The sequence below is a fragment of the Bacillus sp. OV322 genome, from assembly GCF_900112495.1.
Classification (GTDB): Bacteria; Bacillota; Bacilli; order Bacillales; family DSM-1321; genus Peribacillus.
Genome location: NZ_FOMA01000005.1, coordinates 214,059 through 233,376, shown reverse-complemented (window position 1 = coordinate 233,376; position 19,318 = coordinate 214,059). Strand labels below are relative to the sequence as shown.

General features: G+C 39.5%; 21 protein-coding genes and 1 other RNA gene. 6 read left to right on the top strand and 16 right to left on the bottom strand.

Features of this window, described 5'->3' with window-relative positions:
- Positions 1-115 precede the first annotated feature (115 nt).
- Positions 116-1,219: a 5-methyltetrahydropteroyltriglutamate--homocysteine S-methyltransferase gene (locus BM126_RS13895; protein ID WP_090990043.1), complete on the top strand. Its 1,104-nt coding sequence runs from the start codon at positions 116-118 to the stop codon at positions 1,217-1,219.
- 61 nt (positions 1,220-1,280) lie between these two features.
- Here the strand turns inward: BM126_RS13895 and BM126_RS22445 are convergent, their stop codons facing one another.
- The 10 genes from BM126_RS22445 to BM126_RS13850 all read right to left on the bottom strand — a co-directional run bounded on the left by BM126_RS22445 (position 1,281) and on the right by BM126_RS13850 (position 9,107).
- Complete coding sequence (locus BM126_RS22445) at positions 1,281-1,439, bottom strand: hypothetical protein (protein ID WP_177201431.1); 159 nt, start codon at positions 1,437-1,439, stop codon at positions 1,281-1,283.
- A gap of 336 nt (positions 1,440-1,775) precedes the next feature.
- Complete coding sequence (locus BM126_RS13890) at positions 1,776-1,991, bottom strand: hypothetical protein (RefSeq protein WP_090990042.1); 216 nt, start codon at positions 1,989-1,991, stop codon at positions 1,776-1,778.
- Between the two features lie 235 nt (positions 1,992-2,226).
- Entirely contained in the window at positions 2,227-2,553 is a 327-nt protein-coding gene (locus tag BM126_RS13885; protein ID WP_090990041.1) for a cupin domain-containing protein, read from the bottom strand.
- A 332-nt stretch (positions 2,554-2,885) separates the two neighbouring features.
- Positions 2,886-3,179, bottom strand: a complete 294-nt coding sequence (locus BM126_RS13880; RefSeq protein WP_090990040.1) for a hypothetical protein — start codon at positions 3,177-3,179, stop codon at positions 2,886-2,888.
- A 545-nt stretch (positions 3,180-3,724) separates the two neighbouring features.
- Positions 3,725-3,917, bottom strand: a non-coding RNA gene (gene ssrS / locus BM126_RS13875) — 6S RNA.
- Between the two features lie 119 nt (positions 3,918-4,036).
- Positions 4,037-4,333, bottom strand: coding sequence for a hypothetical protein (locus tag BM126_RS13870; RefSeq protein ID WP_090990039.1), 297 nt, complete (start codon positions 4,331-4,333; stop codon positions 4,037-4,039).
- 278 nt (positions 4,334-4,611) lie between these two features.
- Entirely contained in the window at positions 4,612-4,983 is a 372-nt protein-coding gene (locus BM126_RS13865) for a cyclic-phosphate processing receiver domain-containing protein (RefSeq protein ID WP_090990038.1), read from the bottom strand.
- 491 nt (positions 4,984-5,474) lie between these two features.
- Positions 5,475-5,951: a (2Fe-2S)-binding protein gene (locus tag BM126_RS13860; RefSeq protein WP_090990037.1), complete on the bottom strand. Its 477-nt coding sequence runs from the start codon at positions 5,949-5,951 to the stop codon at positions 5,475-5,477.
- The gene (locus BM126_RS13855) at positions 5,951-6,787 is read right to left on the bottom strand and encodes an FAD binding domain-containing protein (RefSeq protein WP_090990036.1); all 837 of its coding nucleotides are present in this window, start codon (positions 6,785-6,787) and stop codon (positions 5,951-5,953) included. Before BM126_RS13855 ends, BM126_RS13860 begins: the two co-directional genes overlap by 1 nt.
- Positions 6,774-9,107, bottom strand: a complete 2,334-nt coding sequence (locus BM126_RS13850; protein ID WP_090990035.1) for a xanthine dehydrogenase family protein molybdopterin-binding subunit — start codon at positions 9,105-9,107, stop codon at positions 6,774-6,776. The genes BM126_RS13855 and BM126_RS13850 overlap by 14 nt, the downstream gene beginning before the upstream one ends.
- Positions 9,108-9,417: 310 nt before the next feature.
- On the opposite strand from BM126_RS13850, the gene BM126_RS13845 reads away from it, so the two are divergent.
- Together BM126_RS13845 and BM126_RS13840 are read left to right on the top strand one after the other, a co-directional pair.
- Positions 9,418-9,537, top strand: a complete 120-nt coding sequence (locus BM126_RS13845) for a YjcZ family sporulation protein (protein ID WP_090990034.1) — start codon at positions 9,418-9,420, stop codon at positions 9,535-9,537.
- Positions 9,538-9,631: 94 nt separating this feature from the next.
- The gene (locus tag BM126_RS13840; protein WP_071353609.1) at positions 9,632-9,838 is read left to right on the top strand and encodes a twin-arginine translocase TatA/TatE family subunit; all 207 of its coding nucleotides are present in this window, start codon (positions 9,632-9,634) and stop codon (positions 9,836-9,838) included.
- Positions 9,839-9,897: 59 nt separating this feature from the next.
- Here BM126_RS13840 and BM126_RS13835 read toward each other — a convergent pair whose 3' ends face one another.
- On the bottom strand, positions 9,898-11,082 hold the full coding sequence (locus tag BM126_RS13835) for an iron-containing alcohol dehydrogenase (RefSeq protein WP_090990033.1): 1,185 nt from the start codon (positions 11,080-11,082) through the stop codon (positions 9,898-9,900).
- A 385-nt stretch (positions 11,083-11,467) separates the two neighbouring features.
- Here BM126_RS13835 and BM126_RS13830 point away from each other — a divergent pair, with 385 nt between their 5' ends.
- Entirely contained in the window at positions 11,468-12,094 is a 627-nt protein-coding gene (locus BM126_RS13830) for a LysE family transporter (protein ID WP_090990032.1), read from the top strand.
- A 76-nt stretch (positions 12,095-12,170) separates the two neighbouring features.
- On the opposite strand, the gene BM126_RS13825 is transcribed toward BM126_RS13830, so the two are convergent.
- The 4 genes from BM126_RS13825 to BM126_RS13810 all read right to left on the bottom strand — a co-directional run bounded on the left by BM126_RS13825 (position 12,171) and on the right by BM126_RS13810 (position 16,057).
- Positions 12,171-13,307 (bottom strand): MFS transporter, encoded by a 1,137-nt coding sequence (locus tag BM126_RS13825; RefSeq protein WP_090990031.1) that lies wholly within the window; start codon positions 13,305-13,307, stop codon positions 12,171-12,173.
- A gap of 355 nt (positions 13,308-13,662) precedes the next feature.
- Positions 13,663-14,073 (bottom strand): cupin domain-containing protein, encoded by a 411-nt coding sequence (locus BM126_RS13820; protein ID WP_090990030.1) that lies wholly within the window; start codon positions 14,071-14,073, stop codon positions 13,663-13,665.
- 164 nt (positions 14,074-14,237) lie between these two features.
- Complete coding sequence (locus BM126_RS13815; protein WP_090990029.1) at positions 14,238-15,101, bottom strand: aldo/keto reductase; 864 nt, start codon at positions 15,099-15,101, stop codon at positions 14,238-14,240.
- 197 nt (positions 15,102-15,298) lie between these two features.
- The gene (locus BM126_RS13810) at positions 15,299-16,057 is read right to left on the bottom strand and encodes a carboxymuconolactone decarboxylase family protein (protein ID WP_090990028.1); all 759 of its coding nucleotides are present in this window, start codon (positions 16,055-16,057) and stop codon (positions 15,299-15,301) included.
- A 362-nt stretch (positions 16,058-16,419) separates the two neighbouring features.
- Here BM126_RS13810 and BM126_RS13805 point away from each other — a divergent pair, with 362 nt between their 5' ends.
- Positions 16,420-16,965 (top strand): TetR/AcrR family transcriptional regulator, encoded by a 546-nt coding sequence (locus BM126_RS13805; RefSeq protein ID WP_256213107.1) that lies wholly within the window; start codon positions 16,420-16,422, stop codon positions 16,963-16,965.
- Between the two features lie 306 nt (positions 16,966-17,271).
- Here BM126_RS13805 and BM126_RS13800 read toward each other — a convergent pair whose 3' ends face one another.
- Positions 17,272-17,769, bottom strand: a complete 498-nt coding sequence (locus tag BM126_RS13800) for a metallophosphoesterase family protein (protein ID WP_090990027.1) — start codon at positions 17,767-17,769, stop codon at positions 17,272-17,274.
- Positions 17,770-17,895: 126 nt separating this feature from the next.
- Here BM126_RS13800 and BM126_RS13795 point away from each other — a divergent pair, with 126 nt between their 5' ends.
- Positions 17,896-18,966 (top strand): DUF3900 domain-containing protein, encoded by a 1,071-nt coding sequence (locus tag BM126_RS13795; RefSeq protein ID WP_090990026.1) that lies wholly within the window; start codon positions 17,896-17,898, stop codon positions 18,964-18,966.
- Positions 18,967-19,318 lie beyond the last annotated feature (352 nt).

Here is a 19,318-nt window from a genome sequence, read left to right as displayed (position 1 = left end):
TCTCCTTCAAGAGACAGAAACCTTTTGAATAAATAGAATTTTCGATAAATATTTCTTTTCAGTACATTTTTTCGGTATAATAGATCGTATACTAAATAAAGGGGGACTCATTATTATGACAAAGACTCTGCTAAAAGGCCCCTTTAAAGCTGACCATGTTGGCAGTTTTTTAAGGCCGGAAAGAATAAAAATCGCCCGTTTGCAAAAACAAAACGGGGAATTAACCGCTGATCAGCTGCGTTCGATTGAAGATGAGGAAATTATTTCTCTCGTTAAGAAGCAGAAAGAGGCTGGATTATCTGCCGTATCGGATGGTGAATTCAGACGCGCATGGTGGCACTTTGACTTTTTAGCCGGGCTGGACGGTGTTGAGCTATATGAAACAGAAAGCGGCATCCAATTTAATGGTGTCGAGACGAAGTCACATGGAGTGAAAGTGACTGGTAAAGTAAAATTCGGGAATCATCCCATGCTTGAAGACTTTAAGTTCCTTCACAGGCTGGCCGGTGACCATATTGCTAAATTTACCATTCCTAGCCCGAATATGCTTTTTTTCAGAGGGAAAGTCGAAAAAGAAGCGTATCAGCAAAAAGATGAATTGTTTTCTGATCTGGTTACTGCCTATCAAGATGCCATAAAAGCATTTTATGATGCAGGGTGCCGCTACCTGCAGCTTGATGATACTTCTTGGTCGGTTTTTTTCTCGGATTTAGGACAAAAGCAGATTGTAGATAAAGGGTTTAATTCTGAAGAGCTTGCAGAGCTTTTCGCACGCTGCATCAATGAAAGCCTCGAAGGCAAACCCGAGGATATGACCATTACCATGCACATCTGCAGAGGCAATTTCAAGTCTTCATATACAGCAAGCGGAGGGTATGAAAACGTATCTGATATCATTTTTGGGCAATTAAAGGTTGATGGATTGTTTTTAGAGTTCGATGATGAACGTTCAGGCGGATTTGAACCCCTGCGCTATGTAAATAGGAAGGATCTTCAAATAGTATTGGGTCTGATTACTTCTAAACATGGCGAACTGGAGGATCCCCGGAAAATTAAGCAGAGAATTATGGATGCTGCACAATATGTGGATCTTAATCAGCTCTGCTTAAGCCCTCAGTGCGGGTTTGCTTCTACTGAAGAAGGAAATCTTCTTACAGAAGAACAGCAATGGAACAAGATCAGGCATGTCGTTTCAATTGCCGGAGAGATCTGGAAATAACCCTTCTTCTACAAAAAAACCTTCCAAAAGTCATATTTGGAAGGTTTTTCATCTGCATCTTTTAGAGAGTCTTCTCATCATTTGACGGCAAATAAGCCATCCCCTGGCTTACCAGAGTGTCATAAGGAATCGTCACGACAGACCAGCAATCATCACAATATTGGTTTCCCATATTATTGTAGACAATTTCTTTTTTTCTTTTACACATAGAGCATTTCATTGGTAATCTCCTTATCATTTTTCAGAAGTATGCCCTAACAGCCTGCACTTTAATCAGCATGACCTTGCTATTTACAAATACTGAAACCCTTTTTATGTATTCCATACAATTACTTATATAGAGAAAGGAAGAATTAATCAGAACAAATTCAGGAAGAATTCACCATTCGTTTTTTTCTGTATCTGCTAATATAGCCTAAACCCAGAATCAGTACAGTATGTAAGCCTGAAACGAAGGAAAATGCAGTCGTTAGCCATATAGAAACGAGCCGGTTTGAAACGGAGTATAATAAGGAAATGAAAAAGAATGAAGAAAGGAAAGGGAAAGGAATTACACCTATTTAATCTCTATAAACCAGACACCCAATTCATCATCAAAATATGGATGTGATGCAGACTGATAGGTTTCTTTGTCATCATCTTCATATAAGAAGGGCTGGCCATCCGGATGAAACATTCTAAAATGGTCTCCTGCCTTTACTTGTTCATAATGGGACTCTGTATAACTTCCATCTTTATGAATTTCGAATTTTTTAGGTTCTAATATATCCATCAGTTAACACCTCCTGTTAGTGTTATGCCTTTTTAACAGATATTTTATACCTTGAGGCTTGTTGACAGGCTTCTTTCAAGTACACAATAGCAATTCTGTAAAAGCACTTGAAGCTTACGGTTTTGGGGACAATATAGAACAAGCATTAAACAATGCAAGCATAAGTATCAGTTAATGACGTTTTTGCAGCATAAAAAAAGCCTTGATTTCTCAAGGCTTCATGTTTAAATATTTATCAAATATGAACGCAGAGGATTTCGCAGTCTTCATTTCCGTCATTATACGCAATATGCTCATGCCCTGCCGATATAAATATTGTTTCACCCTCAGAAATCCTGTGTGTTTCACCTGTAGTTTCCGTTACAATGGACCCGTTTGTGATGATTGAATAAACATTTTCCCCGTGATCTGATATTTCAGAAAGAGGAATACGCTTACCAGGCGGAATAATATTTTTGTGCAAATTCAAATTACCGGTTAAGGCACAATGTGAAAAAACGGACCTCATGGAAACAGGAGCCTTCGGATCTTCTTGAAGTGTTTCGATTGATAGTACTTGCATGTAATTCCTCCTCCTTAAGATCATCTTTAGTATAAAGCAGTAAATGTGTACTCTTTATTACCCTGAATAAAGTTTAAATAAACTTGTATTTCTAACAAGCTGACTCACAATGCCTTCAATACTAGTACTTATAGAGATTCAGCTTTCTATAGTCCCTATTATAACAAAATATTTAGATTTTTCAAACTACTAACTTTTAAAAAAAAGCCATTTTAGTATTGCCTGCTGATTTCCGGATATTGACTTTTCCCAAATTACATAGGGGACAACTTTAATATATATATATATATTTACTAGCATTAAGCATGCTTAATCACACCGCTTACGATGAATTACATCTCGGTTTTAATACTTTTGAAAGCCTGTTTGTATCCTTCTAATCCTGCTCTATCAATTAATCCTATGTTTCCGCAGTTCAGGCACCTGTATGGCAGTGTGCCTCCGAAACCTGATGCATGAGACATATAAGGCTCATCTCTCACCCCTTCAAAAATTTTATGCTGATCAGCAAGTTCCCCTACCCCATGAGGAAAATATCTTCCATAAGGCTGTACAGCTCCTCTATTTTTGCAGCGCAGGCAAATGGCATTGTAAGCGACCGTAAAAAGTTCCGTATACTGTTTCATTGAATCACCCCTTAAAAAGTACTGATAACGTATGTATATTTCCGGGGAGGCTGAGACATGTACTTATAATTGACCCCGATGAGGAAAATCAGCAAAAAATTAATAATCTCTTACAGAAATCTTCATAATTTGTTAACAACTATCATGTAACCTGTTTATATTGAGTTAGAAATCATCTCACTCAGTACCCCCTTTAATTATATATCTTTAAATCTGGCCCTGGCATTAGCCGGGTTTTTTTGTGAAGGCTGTTTTCTAAACTTTGTTGCTATGGAACAAGGGGTTGATTTCCGCTACAGGATGCTCCGCTTTCCGCGGTGCATGTGCTGAGCCTCCTCGACATGCGTCTGCAGGGTCTCATCTGTCACGCTAATCCCGCTGGAGTCTTCGCACCTTTCGCTCCAATCAACCAGCTTTAACAATAGATTTGCCTCGAAAACTTATTAAATAACAACAACCTTTAAGAAAAGAGCCTTTGTGAAAAAGTATTACATAATGCACGTAAAAACCCGGCTCCATAAGGAACCGGGTTAGGCATTTTTTATAAGCAAGCCGCACTTGCCGTAGTTAAGTAAGAAAGTTTTAAACCACCACTCCTCAAAGTGGGTGTTTGCAAAAACATTCCTGTACGTCCTCCGAGTCAGTGACTGAGGCATGACATTCCTGTTTTGATATAAAACTCCCTATTACAGCTTAAAGGTTAAAACTTTATTATCCATACGTACAACGCAGCTTGTGTATTTATATTACATGATTTGCGGTAAAAGCACAAGGTTAATGATCTGGTAAAATCTTTTACAAAAACCTGCAATATTCAATTCATGCTGGTTAATTTCGTAATGCCTTAATCTGCCTGGTTAATAGGCAATATAAACTTCACCATTCCTGCTGAGCCCAATAGATTGAAAACTGCTGGTAAAATCGGATTCCTCAATGATTTCCCGGTATGCCTTGGCCCACTTTTCTTCACCGCTTCTGAATGCTTCCCTGTTAAGTACAAGTACATAAATGTCAACTTGTTCTCCATTTATTTCCTTTGAGCTTTTTAGGATAAAATCATCACCATATTTTTTCTTAAAATAAGCACTTGCTTCTTCGCTGCTTTCGAATGCTGGCAGCTCCTGATCATCTGCTTCTGTAATTCTTTGATGCAACTTATTACCCTCCTTTAATGAAACAATCCAATTATATATGATTTTGATTGAAAATGGGTGGATGACGATTCATCAAACATGACATGTTTTCAATGATTAAGCACCAGAATGTTTTAGCGGGAGAGTTTAGAAGGTGCATGCCAGTCGTCAGCGCTGTTTTTATGCATGACAAAAAGCATGAATATATTCTCGCAGTATTACGAATACTCATGCTTATAAAGTTTACAATTTTTATATGTGAACGGAATTTTTTGAGCAGTCGTTTTGGCAGGAAGGGATCACAGTATATCTAAATAGTGCTGCAGAACTCTTGGCGGGAAGAAATGCAGAGGCAGAGGGCGTAAGGATAAAATAGTTGATGTGGGCAAAATAGAGTCATGCTGTGCTTGTTTCAGGCAGTTGTACATTGCTTTTCCGCCGACTGAATTGGCAGAATGGATGGTAATGCGGTTTGCAAATAATTTTTCTCTGATCATCATCTGCACAAGCAAAAAACCATTCCTGGTTTTGCTAAGCAAGTCATGATCCAAGGATAAATGCTCAATGCGGAAATTCCGCAGCAGTTCCAGGCATTCATCAATTGTTTCTGCTAAAACATAACCAAGCGGCGCTCTTCTGTGGTCATCTAAGAAAACACTGATTTTTTCCATTTTAACTCCTTCCCTTATACAAGGGGATAGCAAAAAATCGAACATGCCCTGGATAATAATTTATTATTTTATTAGTTCCATACTAACACAATAATTGTTGCATGAACACCCCGTCTTATGATAAAATTTTACTTTTTGTTAAATTATTAATAATTCCAGAGGAGTTTTCTCTAAAATATTCAAGAGGGAATTAAAATATGCCGGGCATGTAATGTTTATGCTAATTTACTAATAGTTCTGCAGATATCGAATATATCTTCTATGATACATATCCGTACTTTGCTATCGTGGCATTTCATATATTCTGCGTATAATTTCATTAATTCTTTTATAAAAATTAATCTCTCGCAATCAACGAATGCCATATTGTTCTCCTTGCATAAATTTACCCGGAAAATTCAATTCCCCCACTACCAGTTTAAATCCTTATTCTGGTTTTACCTAATTTTAAGATGCTTGGCTTTCTGATAGCATATTATATAGCTGAAGGATCACTGGTTCTTTTCCGGAAATTGCCAGCTTTCATTCAGTAATAAAACTGCTTCTTCAATTTCTTTATATCCTGTACACCGGCAAATATTAGAAGAAAGCCATTCTGTTATTATACTTTTATCGGGAGCAGGATTTTGAAGGAGCAGCCCGTGTATATTCATAATAAATCCAGGGGTACAGTAGCCGCACTGAAAAGCAAAATGATCGACAAACGCCTTTTGAATAGGCGAGGCCCCAATTCCTTCTATCGTCGTTATTTCAGAGTCTTCACCTTCTATAGCCAAAACAAGGCATGACTTCATGGGCCTGCCGTTCATCAGTATGGTGCATGCCCCGCAATCTCCATTCCGGCAGCCTGGCTTTGCTCCTGTCAGGCCCTGTCTCCGTAAAACATCCAGCAAAATATCAAAAGCTGAAACTGATATTTCGTACATTCTTTCATTAATTTTTATTGAAACAAGATATGTATGGGCCATTATACATCACCTTCAAGTAAAGCAAAAAAGTCCAGCAGAATGTTTTTCAGCACAAATAACCGGTAGTCGCTTGATCCCTCAATATCATTAAGGACAGGTGCGGGCAATTCGCTGAATGAAGACAAAATCCGGTCCCGGTATGATTTGTTACTGTCATTTAAAACCTTTTCCATTTCATGTGAGCGAAACGGGAAGGAACATAAACCGCTAAAAGCAAAGCGGAGCATATCTCCTTTTTTGATAGAAGCGACTGTCAGCAGCGGGTACCCTGTATCCCACTGCTGCCTCCTTTTCACACTTGCATAGGGCATATTTAAATATTTAGCAGGCGTCGAAATCTGCACTAAAAACTCTCCTTTTTCCAGGAGCATTTCTTTATGAAAAACTTCCAGTATGGGCCTCTTTTTCATTCCATCCCTTGAAGCTAAGTAAACCATGCTGTCTGCTAATAAAAAGGGCAGTATTGCTTCACGGTAGAAGATGTTTCCGCACATATTGCCACCAATAGTTATTTTATTCCTTGAGGTGGCATCAGCAACACCCTTTGCCAATTGGGATAATAGAGGAAAATCCTGTTTTTCATCAAACCTGGACAGGGGAAGTGAAGATCCGATAACAAGATGGCCCTCTGCCATTTCATATACCTTGCATTCGGGAATGTCCTTGATGTCTATAAAGGCATTTGCCGAAATCAGATTAAGGCGGCCCAGCGTTATAATTTCCGTCCCTCCATTAAAGAATATGGGTGCTTTACCTTTGGAATCTAGAGTGTAATATAATTCCGCAGCTTCCTGAATGGTTTTCGGCTTGTAGTACTCACGGTCATATGAAATCAATCCCTCTTCCTCCCGTTTTTTTCCTCCAGATATATTCAGGAATTAATGGAAGCCGGGTCAAAGAAACTGCTGCCGCCAGGGATAAACTGTTCCCGAGCGCTGCAGGCATGCCAAGAATCCCATGCTCTCCCATTCCTCTTGCGCCGAATGGAGCTTCTCCGTGCGGCGCTTCAATAAATTCGCAAATATATTCGGGTTCTTCCCCAAACCTCAGCGGCCTGTATGTCCTAAGCTGAAAATTAAGGACACGGCTGTAATCATCAAAGTAAAAGGTTTCCCTTCCGCTGAAGGCAAGGCCCATGCTCATGGCACCCATTAACTGCCCTTCTGCCATTTTTCTGTTTAAAACCCTGCCAGCGTCCATAACCGAAAAAGCCCTTCTGATTTTATAGGTGTATTGACGTGTATCAAACTCAACTTCGACTCCCTGTGCACCTACTTCCCATTCAGGGCCCGGGTTGCCTTCACCTGTCTCCTGATCTAAATATGTTATCCCCCGAAGCACATAATGGCCTTTACCAAGCAGCGGTCCTCCAATTGTATTTCCATTAGGAAAGGTATAGCCATTTACGATGTCCTTGAAATCTAAGCCAGCATCAGGTTCACTTTTTAAGTACACTCTTCCGCCGCCAATTTCAAAATCCTCTGCCGGAGCTTTCAGCACACAAGAAGCAATTTGCTTTAATTGTGCTACTATATCTTTCGCAGCCTGTTCCGCTGCCCTGCCTGCCATCAAAATTCCACGGCTTGCTACGGTTTTCCAGTGCTGCGGAGTGCTTTTGGTGTTTACACCCATTTGGACATGGACTTTTTCAATATCAATTTGCAGTATTTCTGCCACTATTTGCGCCAAAACTGTTTTCGTTCCAGTACCAATTTCAACGACTCCCGAAATAAGGTTAACACTGGCGTCATCATTAAAGGTTAAGAAAACACCAGATCCCGCATTCACATCAATTGTAGAATTTTTCCACACACAGCTTATTCCTTTTGCAATTACTTTATGATCGCCCGCCGGAATCAATTGGCCTTTTTCCCATTCCATGGCGATTTTCAGCCGATGAATGCATGCAGGCAAATTCCCGACGTTACTTTTATTCAATCGTACCTGTGTCGGTGTGGTATGCCCTGGCATGATACTATTCCTTTCTCTTAAATCAAACGGATCCATATTCAGCTTTTTTGCAAGGATATCCATTGTCCTCTCAAAGGCGAATAAAACTTCTGAATGGGCAAACCCCCTAAATGGCGAAGCATAGGGGTGGTTCGTATACATGCACAGCGAGTCACAGCTGATATTTTCAATGTGATAAGGTCCCGTACAGTCAACTGCTCCCGCCCGGCTGAGATCTGCCGCTTTATCTGCATAAGCTCCTCCGTCCCATAAATAGAAAAGCTCCGCCGCTTTAAGCTTGCCGTCTTTTGTACACCCGATTTTCACCGTAGCATCAAGGCCAATATGGCATGGCGATGTAATCATATCTTCTTCACGGGAATTCATCACCCTGACAAGACGGCCGCCTACAGCCCTTGAAGCAAGATAAGCTAAAAATTCAAGCTGTATGGAAGCTTTCCCCCCGTATGCTCCGCCAACAAGCGGTGTATTTACTGTAATTTTCCCGCTCTCGACTTCAAAATACTCGCTGATCAAACGCTTTATCATAAAAGGGGCTTGTGATGAAGAAGTAATGATTATGCTTCCGTCGTCTTTGATTTCGCATAGTGAGCATCTGGTTTCCATCGCCGCATGATCAGAAGGGGAAAATGAGAAATGTTCTTCGGCACTCACATCACAGCTTTCCCAGCCTTCTTTCATGTCTCCCTTCCTGATTTTAGACACGTTTGCAATATTGGTGCCAGGAACCGGGTATGCAGAAGGAATTTTCTCATACATTCCCAGTCTTTCATGTAAGATCGGAGCTTCCTTATTCAAGGCCTCCCTTGGTGTTTTTACATCAGGCAAAGGTTCATATATAACTGCAATGGAATCTGCGGCAGCCTTCGCGAGCCCTGGTGAATCTCCTATAACTAAAGCAACGGTCTCCCCATAGTAGCGGACTCTTTCATAGGCAATAGGGTAACGGTCCCTGATTTCCTCTCCCGTCAAAGGCAGATTTTCTCCTATGATGACTTTCCAGATGCCCTTCATGTTCAAGGCGCGGGAAAAATCCATCTTCTTGATTATGGCATGTGCATAAGGACTCACTACCTTATGTACATGAAGCATTCCCGGTCTCCATTCATCTCCCGTATACTTCGCCTTTCCTGTTACTTTATCCCAGGCATCTTTCCGAAGCACGTTTTTTCCTATAACATCCAATCCTTCTTTCCACCTCACTTATAAGCCTTATTAATTTTTTAGTTCTGTGCCAATAATCTGCCCTCGCAATAATTCAGCATTTTAAGACTTGCACATATATCAATTTATGCAAAGTCCTGGAGGCAAATGATAACGAACCTTGAAAAGAGCCATGACAGTACAGCGGAATCATCGGACCAGCCCGTTTTTCAAAAATTAAAGAATGGGTGAAACACACAACTGAAAATCTGCATAAGATGATAGCAGCCCATGAATGAAGTATTAAGTTAATATTCATGGATCATATATTTTACTTAAGGAGTGTTATTATATGACATTTGGCGGCGGACACGGGTTTGGTTCAGGTTTTGCTTTGATTGTGGTTTTATTTATTCTTCTGATCATAATCGGGTGCAGCTGTTATGGAGGATATGGCGGAGCAGCCTGCTAATAATACACGTAAGAAAGAAAGCGGAATTTTCTTGCATCTAAGCTGAGAAGGATTATAATGAAGGTAAACTTGTCTGCTTAGGAGTTGAAAGTGCATGCTTTCTAATATTGGCCTGCCAGGAATAATTTTAATTACCGTTCTTGCATTAATTGTATTTGGTCCAAACAAGCTCCCTGAAATGGGCCGTGCAGTAGGCGCTTCATTGCGCGAGTTCAAAAAAGCGACCTCCAATTTAGCTGATGATATAAAAGAAGATATCAAGATTGATATAGAACATGCTAAAAAGGATGCTGAAAAATAATTCCAAAAGGTACCAAGGCAATGGCCTTGGTACCTTTTTTTGGCTGGACTATTTTTTGTTCAATCATGAAAGGGCTCAGAAAAACAGCCTGTTAACGCCGAATGGTAAATCAGCATAATGTCTTCTTTTTTTAGCGGAAGCGGACTTCTTGCCAAAAGTCTTGTTTGTTTTTCTCCTTCCTGTGACAGCTTTGCAATATTATCGGCCACAATTCCGTATTCCCTGAGGGTATCTGGAATGCCGACATCACAGACTATCCTCCTCAACTCCTCTACACATTTTACACTCGCTTCCTCTTCTGAAAGAAAAGCTGAATAACATCCCATTGCATTTAATATGTCCGCCATTTTTTTCTTGCAGGCTTTACGGACATATCCCATTACATAAGGAAGAAGCACAGCATTAGATTCTCCATGTGAAAGATGGAACTGTCCGCCTAGAGGGTAAGCCAGGGCGTGGACACCCGCAACACCAGCATTAAAGAATGCAAGTCCGGCAATATAGCTTCCATGGCACATATCTATCCGGGCCTGTTGGTCATTGCCGTTTTGGACTGCCCTTCTAAGTGAACGTGATATAAGGCGGATAGCATGAAGAGATAATGCCTCCGTCTCAGGGCTGCTGTTTAAAGAAACATATGATTCTACTGCATGTGTCAATGCATCTATCCCGGTTGCTGCAGTCACCTTAGAAGGAACAGATAAAGTCAGCTTAGGGTCTGCTATAACGGCATCTGCAAGCAAAAAGTCATGCGTGATTACATCCTTCGTTCCTTTAAGTGAAAGAACAGATATATTTGTAACTTCTGAGCCAGTGCCGGCAGTGGTAGGAATTAGGATCTTCGGCAGGCCTTTTTCCCGAATTTTCCTTGTTCCAGTCAGGTTTAAATAATCTGCAGCAGTTCCTTCCTGCACCGGCAGGACAGCAGCGAGCTTTGCCAAGTCCAGTGCACTCCCTCCACCGAGTCCGATTACAAGTTCTGATTTACTGTTTTTCGCATATGCTATCAGCCTTTCCGCTGATTCCAAAGGAGGCTCTGGAACAATATCAGTATACATATTAACCTCATACCCGCTGTCCCTTAAAGGATTTGCCACTTGATCTGTTAATGAAAGCTCATGCAGTATTGGATCTGCAACTAACAAAATTTTTGTAGCCTGAAACTTGCTTACTGCAGGAAGCAATTGGTCCAGCGCCCCCCAGCCGACATAATTTAAAGGGGTAAACACAAGTGCAGCTGACATCTGAATTCCTCCTCTATGAATGAATGCGCTTACATAACTGTTTAGCTATTTGAAACAATTCAAGATGCCCAGTATCATTTCCTTTATTTATTGTTCGGAAGCCGTAAGATTAGAAAAAAACATGAAAAAGACGCCTAGCATATGCTGGCGTCTTTGATGCGTTTGCGGCGAAAAGACCGTTGGGCCACATCCCGAACGTGCTTGAAAGCATGTCTCTCGTCTTATGCAAATTAGCTCATCGCAAGTAATATCTTATCATGCCTGCTGTTAATTTACAAGTATTTTTATGAAAATGATGCATTAAGCAAAACTAGTCCTACAATCCGGTATTCCCGAATAAATATGTACGAGCTTGTTTGTAAAACAATGGATGAGGTGAAAAGTAATGAATGCTATCTTAGGCTATATGATTTTAGGTTTATCACTTGCAGCACCAATTGGCCCTATAAATGCTGCCCAGCTCGATAGAGGAATTAAAAATGGTTTTTGGCATGCATGGATATTAGGCCTTGGTGCGGCATCTGCAGATATTTTTTATATACTGCTTGTATACTTCGGCCTTGTCCATTTTCTCGAAATCCCCTTTTTAAAAACATTTCTCTGGCTTTTCGGCTTTTTCGTCCTCTGTTATACAGGAATGGAAAGCATCATTAAATCCGGGAATACCCAAAATGACATGCGTGATAAGAAGGAATCATTATTCAAATCCTTTTTCTCCGGCTTTTTCATGTCTATATCCAACCCGCTCACCATTTTATTCTGGCTTGGCATTTACGGTTCCGTGCTCGCGAATGCTGCTGAAAAATACGAAACAAGGATGCTTATCATATACAGCCTGGCAATTTTTTCAGGTATTTTTTTATGGGACATTACAATGGCCTTTATGGCAAGCAGCGCAAGAAAATACTTAACCAGCTTTCTGTTACGCTGTATATCGGTTATTTCAGGTTTATCCCTTATTGGATTTGGCATCTATTTCGGCTTTCAGGCTATTAAATTATTATTTTTATGAAAAATGTACATTTAAGGGATTAATCAAGCGAATTGAATTAGGAGATAAAAATACCGCTAACTTAAAAAGGAACGATTTAACTGGAAAGCCGTTGTGAGGTATTATTCACATAGTTTCTTAATAAAACAAATACGGCGGCCAAAACTAAAGATAATAAACCTGCTAGAACGACCGCTGCAGCTGCACCAATTGTAGTGCCTATATTACATGACGATAAAAATAACCCATTAGCGAAGTCAGGTGCTTCAGGAGCTGCAGAAGTAATCCAATATTGATTAATATTAGACCCTAATCCTGCTAATATCCCCCAAATTAAAGTAATGATTGCCATAGGCATAGTAAACTGTCCAGTGAAAAATAAGATGATGTAAATAGCACCCAATACAAAAGGAAAAGCTGTGACAGATACAATGGCACTTTTTGTAAGTAATTTCCCTGCTAAAATGTTTCCAATAATATTTGCAGCTCCGTAGACAAAAAGCATGAAACTAATGATATTTGAAGACATCTTTGTCACCGTTTGAAGATACTCAGCAAAATAACTGTAAACCCCAAAAATAGCTGAATTTAAGAAAACAACAGCTGCTATGGAGAGCCATGTATTTACTTTTTTTAATACGGATAATTGCTCTCCGTAAGTAAGAACTTCCTTGATAGGCATTACTGGGACAATCAATAACGTAGCAATAAATACTAAAGCATTCACAATAGCAAAAAAGGCCATTGCCATGTCAAACGAAACAGTATTATTGAGTAAACTTACGATTGGCACACCAACTACCATACCTGCAGATACACCAATAAATACGTTGGAAACTGCTTTTGGAGCTTTTTCTTTACTAACCGAGTCAGCAGCTGCCGTAAAAGCCAGTGAACAATAAATAGGATGAAAAAAGGCAGGTATGATACGGGCAGCTAATAAAACCGTAAAGCTGGAAGTAAATATAGAGACTATGTTTCCCATCAAGAAAACACCAAGGGTAAGCAGCATTACCCTCTTACGTTCTATGCCCGAAAACAATAATGGCATCGAAGGACCCGATATTGCAACAACAAGGGAAAAAAGACTCACCAGCAATCCTGCCTTGGATATACTGACATGAAAATGATCCGCAATAGCAGGCAATATTCCTATAACCCCCATTTCAGTGTTTAATATGCCAAAAACTCCTATGGTTAAAATGAAAATCAATAAAGTATTTGGTTTAGCCAAAAAAACACTCCTATCTCTACTTATGTGAAATCATGCTGCTTAGAAGCAGGACAGGTGAGACCTAAACAGGCGCAGCCAAAGAGGCTCACCGGCTGCCCCGCGGAAAGCGAGCACCCTTACGGAAATCACACCTTGTTTCTTAGCAGCAAAGTTTACGAAAACAGCATAAACGAAAAAACGTACTACCTAATAGAGAAATCGGTTTTCGAGGCTAAATGCATTAAGATTTAGTACCAAATTCTCCAACCGTTTTGTTAATAATAATTCGTGAATTTCCCAACCGTTTAACTTTTTAGCTGTATTGGCAGTAAATGATTTATTATTTCACTTTCCCAAACATCCATAGCAGCAATAGTTATTCTACTTTGCTGTATTCATGATCTGATACCGGTTCCAGCCATTCAGGTGTACCTGCAGTAATGGCTATGTGTTCAAACCAGCTGTCCTTTGCAGCGCCATGCCAGTGCTTTACACCATCATGGGTGACAATAACATCACCAGCTTTTAAGTGCTGAGCAGCCTTTCCTTCTTCTTGGTACCACCCTTCCCCTCCGGTTACTAATAAAAGCTGAAATCCATTTCGATGTATGTGCCAATTGTTCCTGCAGCCAGGTTCGAAGGTCACATTCCCAACACCAACATTGACTTTTGAATCCGAGATTAGTGTTTTAAGATAGCTTTGCCCCACAAAAAATTGAGCAAATGCTTCGTTTTTCTCTCCAGCAGGAAAAATCACTCCATTTTTTACTTCTTCATATTTTGCCATTTTAACTCCTCCATCTAGCATGTTTTTATTAATTTACTCGAACGGCTGAACAGCATTTATTTCAACTCGGCACATGTGTATAGTTTTAACGCATATTAACTATTTACCATCACCTGTACGTTGTTCTCTAATGCAATAAAAAAAGAACTAGCGAGTAAATCTGTTTACTTCATTTTCCCGCCAAACACAGGGAAGAAGCTATGCTCACCATAATTCTTGATAATGTCTATATTTTTAAGAGCCGCCATATCTGCGTCAGTAATTGTAAAATCAAGGTCTGCATTGTTTTTCATATGAACTGGATTAGCCGTTTTAGGAATAACGATTAGACCAAGCTGAATATTATAGCGCAGGCAAAGCTGTGCAACAGATACTTCATATTTATCAGCAATTGCCTTTACCTCTGTATTATCAAGAATTGCACCGTGTGCAATAGGTGAATACGCCTCTACGAGAATATTATTTTTCTGGCAGAATTCGATGAGTTCCAAAGGAGTATTACTCACATGTGATAAAACCTGATTTATCATAGGATGGATTTTACAGCTTGCAAGAATATTTTCTATATCATCTTGAAGGAAGTTAGAAAGACCGATTGCTTTAACCTTCCCTTTCTTATAAGCATCCTCCATTGCTTTCCACACTTCTTTGTTTTCCCCGTAATAACGGTTCTCTTCGCGAAACTCCTTCCAGGGCTGCGGACTGTGGATGAGAAGCAGATCAATATATTCCAGCTTCATATTAACTAACGACTCATCAATGGACTGCGTAACCTTATCATAGGTCTTTGCTTCTGCAGCTACCTTTGTGGTGATGAAGAGTTCTTCTCTTGAAATTCCGCATGAACGTATCCCATCACCTATCCCCTTTTCGTTCATATAAGCCTGGGCAGTATCAATATGTCTATATCCGATAGAAACCGCATCACGCACCGCCTGCGCTGCCTGTACATCCTCAAGAAGCCAGGTACCAAGCCCTAATTTAGGAATTTCTGTTCCATTTGATAATTTGTAAGTTTGGTTGAACATACCTTTTGTCTCCTCGAATGGATATATTTTGGTAAAACCTTGTCCTAATAATTAATAGGATTGGCATTTATACATGTAATTCTTTTAATGCAGAAAGATAGTTAACTTCTTCTCATTATTTATGGCTATGGCTATAACTGCTGTATTCTTTTTTGCAGAAGTTTTATCACAATAGACGGATTCTTCCTTTTTTGTTATCACTTATTTTCAGGAACCACTTCATTAACACAATTTAATGCGTTTAGTGTTCTTGGAAATCCTATATAAGGCAAACAGTGTGTGATAGCGGAAATTAACGTTTCCTTATCATTACCCACGTTTAAGTTGCCTTGTACATGTGACATCACTTGACTTTCCGCACCTCCAAGCGAACTTAGAATGCAAAGTGTCAGCAGCTCCCTTGACTTCAAATCAAGACCATCACGGGTATAAAAATCACCAAAACAAAAGGCGGAAAGATAATCCTGGATATGCTTTTGATTAGCAGGAGCATTTTCCCGCATTTTTTCAATTACATCACCGAAGATTTCAATTTGAACGGAAAGGCCTTTGTTTAAGCGATTTTCTTCATTAACCTGTTTTGGATTTTCAACAGGTAATGAAATATTATTGGATTTGAAAATCTCATTTACTTCCTGGATGGCGTAAAATGTTTTGGGAAATCCAATGTAGGGTGCACACTGGTAAACAGCCTCTTTAATTTCTACAGGTGTGCATCCAATATTCAGAGCGGCAATTACATGTGTCGTGAGCTGAGCTAGTGTCTGGTTCGCAGCAAGAACTGCCAAAGTGATTAATACTCGCTGCTTGTCATCCAGATTTCCCTGATAAAAAACTTCTCCATAAATAAAACGGCTAAGAATGTCCTGAAAATCAGGATCTTCTGCATAAGTAGCTGGTGTCTCATCTCCAAATAGCTGGTTATATTTCTCGTTCCTCTTTTCAATCCGATCCATACAAACGCCTCCTGTTTGAAGTTCGTGCTTATTTTGCTGGTATTAGCTGGTATTCGTGTTGAAATGGCTGTTTTCGTAAACTTCTTTGCTATGGAACAAGGGTTGATTTCTGCTCTAGGAGTCTCGCACCTCACACTCCAATCAACCCGGTTTAACAACGGGATCGCTTTACAGAACATAGTAAAAATCAACATTTTTCAAGAAAAGAGCCTTTGAAATTGATATTGATTGATTAATCAACATCTGGTTATAATTATAAAAAAGATGCTTATACTTTCAATGGTTAATTGAACGTAAATCGTTGAGTAATCAACAAATTCACGATAATTGTTAAGTATTTTACGAAAGAATGGTGAAAGAAATTGAAAATAGATAGAAGAATAGCCAAGAGCCAGCTAGCCATTAAAAATGCTGTAACTCATTTGATGTCCGAAAAAGGATTCGATGACATTACTATTCAGGATATCGCTGACAGAGCAGATGTTAATCGGGGAACCATTTATCTTCATTACACAGATAAATACGACCTCTTAGATAAGATGATTGAAGAACACATGGACAATCTCAGAGAACTATGCCAGTCGGCAGCTGAAATGACTTTTCAAGAAGGTAATTATGTCTGGTACGAATACTTTGAACACCATTTTCTATTTTTTTCAACTATGTTATCGAGTAAAGGTGCACCCTATTTTCGTACTCGTTTTATGAATATAGTCATTGAAGAGTTTAAAGCGGATGTGGATACAGCAGAAGGAAAAAATCATGGGTTAAGCGACGATGTTATTCTTCAATTTTTTGGTTCAGCTGTCGTCGGGGCTGTGGAATGGTGGTTTAAGAATGATAAGCCTTTGCCAGCATGTGTCATGGCTGAACAAACGGGGGCCTTGTTGGATAGGAACCTGGAATGAGCGTCCAATTTTCTTCGAGAATTAGTGTATAATCCGTAAAACTAAAATAATCACAAAAATACCTTTTTGCTTTACGATAATCATATGTAAAGTTTTTATTATCGGCATTAATCTTGTTCTATTTTTCGCAGAAGTATGAATTAATGAAAATATGCGTTATTGGCATGCAGTTCCATTTTTCCGCAAATTAAGGTAGTTATAAAAGATGAACTACCTTAATTGGATTATCAATTCTTTACCACTATACCAAAGTAAGTTTTTGCTAATTGCAAATTCATAAGGGTTTAATAGAAGTTTTAAATACTTTTAATCTTTTTCATCAAAAAATATATGTTCTGCTTCAAGCGTGTTCCCAGCAGTGACAATTCCAAATGAATATTGCTTTTGCCTTCTTTTATCAGTAGGTGAACCAGGATTAAATAACATACATTTATTTTCTTGTGTTATTTTTGGAATATGGGAATGCCCATAAATGATCATATCCACATTGTCATCCTTAAATGCATATAGAGCTCTCTTTTCTGTGGTCCATTTTTTGCCGTGTCCATGGATGAGACCAATTTTAAATTGTTTTACAGTTAAAATCTGTTTATCAGGGAATTTTTCTAAAATTTGCTCTGAATCTACATTTCCGTAGACGCCTTCCACTTTTCCATATTTGCGCAGCTCATTGTACACCTCTATAGTCTGCCAATCACCTGCATGGATAATCAAATCGGCATTTTCCAGCTCCTTCAATAAAGGGGAGGGAAGTTTTTTTGCTTTTTTGGGCATATGAGTGTCTGAAAGAACAATGATTTTCATCAGAACGCCTCCTCTCTCTGTCATTTTACCCGCTGGCAAGAAAGAGAACCTCTTTTTCTCATTGACGTAAGCTTTTCTGGTTTTTATACTTGATGAACAGAGTAAAGTGAAATTAGGTGAGTATTAGTGGATTTTGATGTTAAATTTCTTTCCTTTTATGTAGTACAGGTAGAAGGAAGCGGAGAGCAAGCTGATAAAAAGTTCAAGCATTTTCAAACCATAGATGAACAGGGATATGAAAACAGTCCGTTAAAGGAATTCCTTGATGGTGAATTGATGAAAGTCTCCAAGAGGAAGGCAGAACGCCATCCAAAAGCGGAACAGGTTCCTACTAAAATTGGCTTTTTCCTTGTAGAAGAAGGACATGAGCTGAATTCCAACCCAAATTATAATTTATTTAACCGGGTCCGTTTTGCGGAAACACTGGAGGCATTTCACGAAGAAAATGAACAATTCGTCCGCTCATACCTTGATACGAGTGCTGTCAGGGGCGGCGTTTTCATTGTGGTTTCAGCCAAATTAAGCAGGTACTTTGATGATCCTTTTGTTTTTCTGCTAAAATGCGATTTCGAACCAAAAGTTGCAAGCATATCAGACGAACGTTCTCTTATCCGGAACGTGGAAATGGCAATTACCACAAAAAATATGAAGTCTATTCAATATCCATATATGCCTGAAGAAGGAATGGTTGAAGAAGCAGAGTTAAAAATCCATCAGGCTTCACATGCCCGCTATTTCGAAGACTTTCTTAAATTTGTGGACTATAAAGAATCCATGCCTGAAATCATGAAAACACAGGTCATGAACATGGTCCAAGAGCATGTGTATGAAACCTTTGAGGACAACAGCGAAGAACTGAAGCAGTTTGAAGAAGACCTGGAAATATGGGAAGCAAGCGAAAAGCGCGAAATCAGAGAACGCCTTGATACCCATCAGGTTATAGAAGCGGTCTCCCAGATTGTCGAGCATACTCCAGAAGCTGAGCTTAAAATGAAGCTTGGAGAAACCGAAATCAAAGGCCCTCTCGGCAGCTTTGGAGACACCATCCATCTCGGAAAAATCAATGGCAAGTATGTCCTGCTCGTGGAATCCGACTCCATCACCTTTGAAAAAGGAGTTTCTCCGATAGAGTTTCATAAGCCGGATGACCTGCAGGAGATTATTGATAAGATTAGCAGGAAACAATACGAAAACTAATGTAATTGTTTTTTATCTTCGCCATAATTCATGGCAAGGATTTTTGTAATCAAGGAATGTTCCTCCACATCCAGCTTCAAGCCTCCCTTATTCTGCCGGGAGGCTTATACGCAGACTTAATAAGTATGCACGTTTATTTAACAAAAGGCTCTTTTCTTAAAGATTATTGTTTTTTTAATTTTTTATGTAAGAAATTTCTATTGTCAAGTCAGGTTGATTGGAGCGTAAACTGCGAGACACCTATATGTATTAGACCCCGCAGGAGCAGCCGAGGAGGCTCACCGCCTGCCCCGCGGAAAAGCGAGCATCCTGTAGAGAAAATCAGCCACCTTGTTTCATAGCAACAAAGTTA

Bases quoted from the DNA above. Each gene is read 5' to 3' on its own strand.
- BM126_RS13815 (WP_090990029.1), bottom strand. From the start codon at position 15,101: ATGTTCAACCAAACTTACAAATTATCAAATGGAACAGAAATTCCTAAA.
- BM126_RS22445 (WP_177201431.1), bottom strand. From the start codon at position 1,439: ATGAAATGCTCTATGTGTAAAAGAAAAAAAGAAATTGTCTACAATAAT.
- BM126_RS13835 (WP_090990033.1), bottom strand. From the start codon at position 11,082: ATGTCAGCTGCACTTGTGTTTACCCCTTTAAATTATGTCGGCTGGGGG.
- BM126_RS13800 (WP_090990027.1), bottom strand. From the start codon at position 17,769: ATGAAAATCATTGTTCTTTCAGACACTCATATGCCCAAAAAAGCAAAA.
- BM126_RS13890 (WP_090990042.1), bottom strand. From the start codon at position 1,991: ATGGATATATTAGAACCTAAAAAATTCGAAATTCATAAAGATGGAAGT.
- BM126_RS13885 (WP_090990041.1), bottom strand. From the start codon at position 2,553: ATGCAAGTACTATCAATCGAAACACTTCAAGAAGATCCGAAGGCTCCT.
- BM126_RS13895 (WP_090990043.1), top strand. From the start codon at position 116: ATGACAAAGACTCTGCTAAAAGGCCCCTTTAAAGCTGACCATGTTGGC.
- BM126_RS13840 (WP_071353609.1), top strand. From the start codon at position 9,632: ATGCTTTCTAATATTGGCCTGCCAGGAATAATTTTAATTACCGTTCTT.
- BM126_RS13865 (WP_090990038.1), bottom strand. From the start codon at position 4,983: ATGGAAAAAATCAGTGTTTTCTTAGATGACCACAGAAGAGCGCCGCTT.
- BM126_RS13820 (WP_090990030.1), bottom strand. From the start codon at position 14,073: ATGGCAAAATATGAAGAAGTAAAAAATGGAGTGATTTTTCCTGCTGGA.
- BM126_RS13830 (WP_090990032.1), top strand. From the start codon at position 11,468: ATGAATGCTATCTTAGGCTATATGATTTTAGGTTTATCACTTGCAGCA.
- BM126_RS13860 (WP_090990037.1), bottom strand. From the start codon at position 5,951: ATGGCCCATACATATCTTGTTTCAATAAAAATTAATGAAAGAATGTAC.
- BM126_RS13810 (WP_090990028.1), bottom strand. From the start codon at position 16,057: ATGGATCGGATTGAAAAGAGGAACGAGAAATATAACCAGCTATTTGGA.
- BM126_RS13845 (WP_090990034.1), top strand. From the start codon at position 9,418: ATGACATTTGGCGGCGGACACGGGTTTGGTTCAGGTTTTGCTTTGATT.
- BM126_RS13880 (WP_090990040.1), bottom strand. From the start codon at position 3,179: ATGAAACAGTATACGGAACTTTTTACGGTCGCTTACAATGCCATTTGC.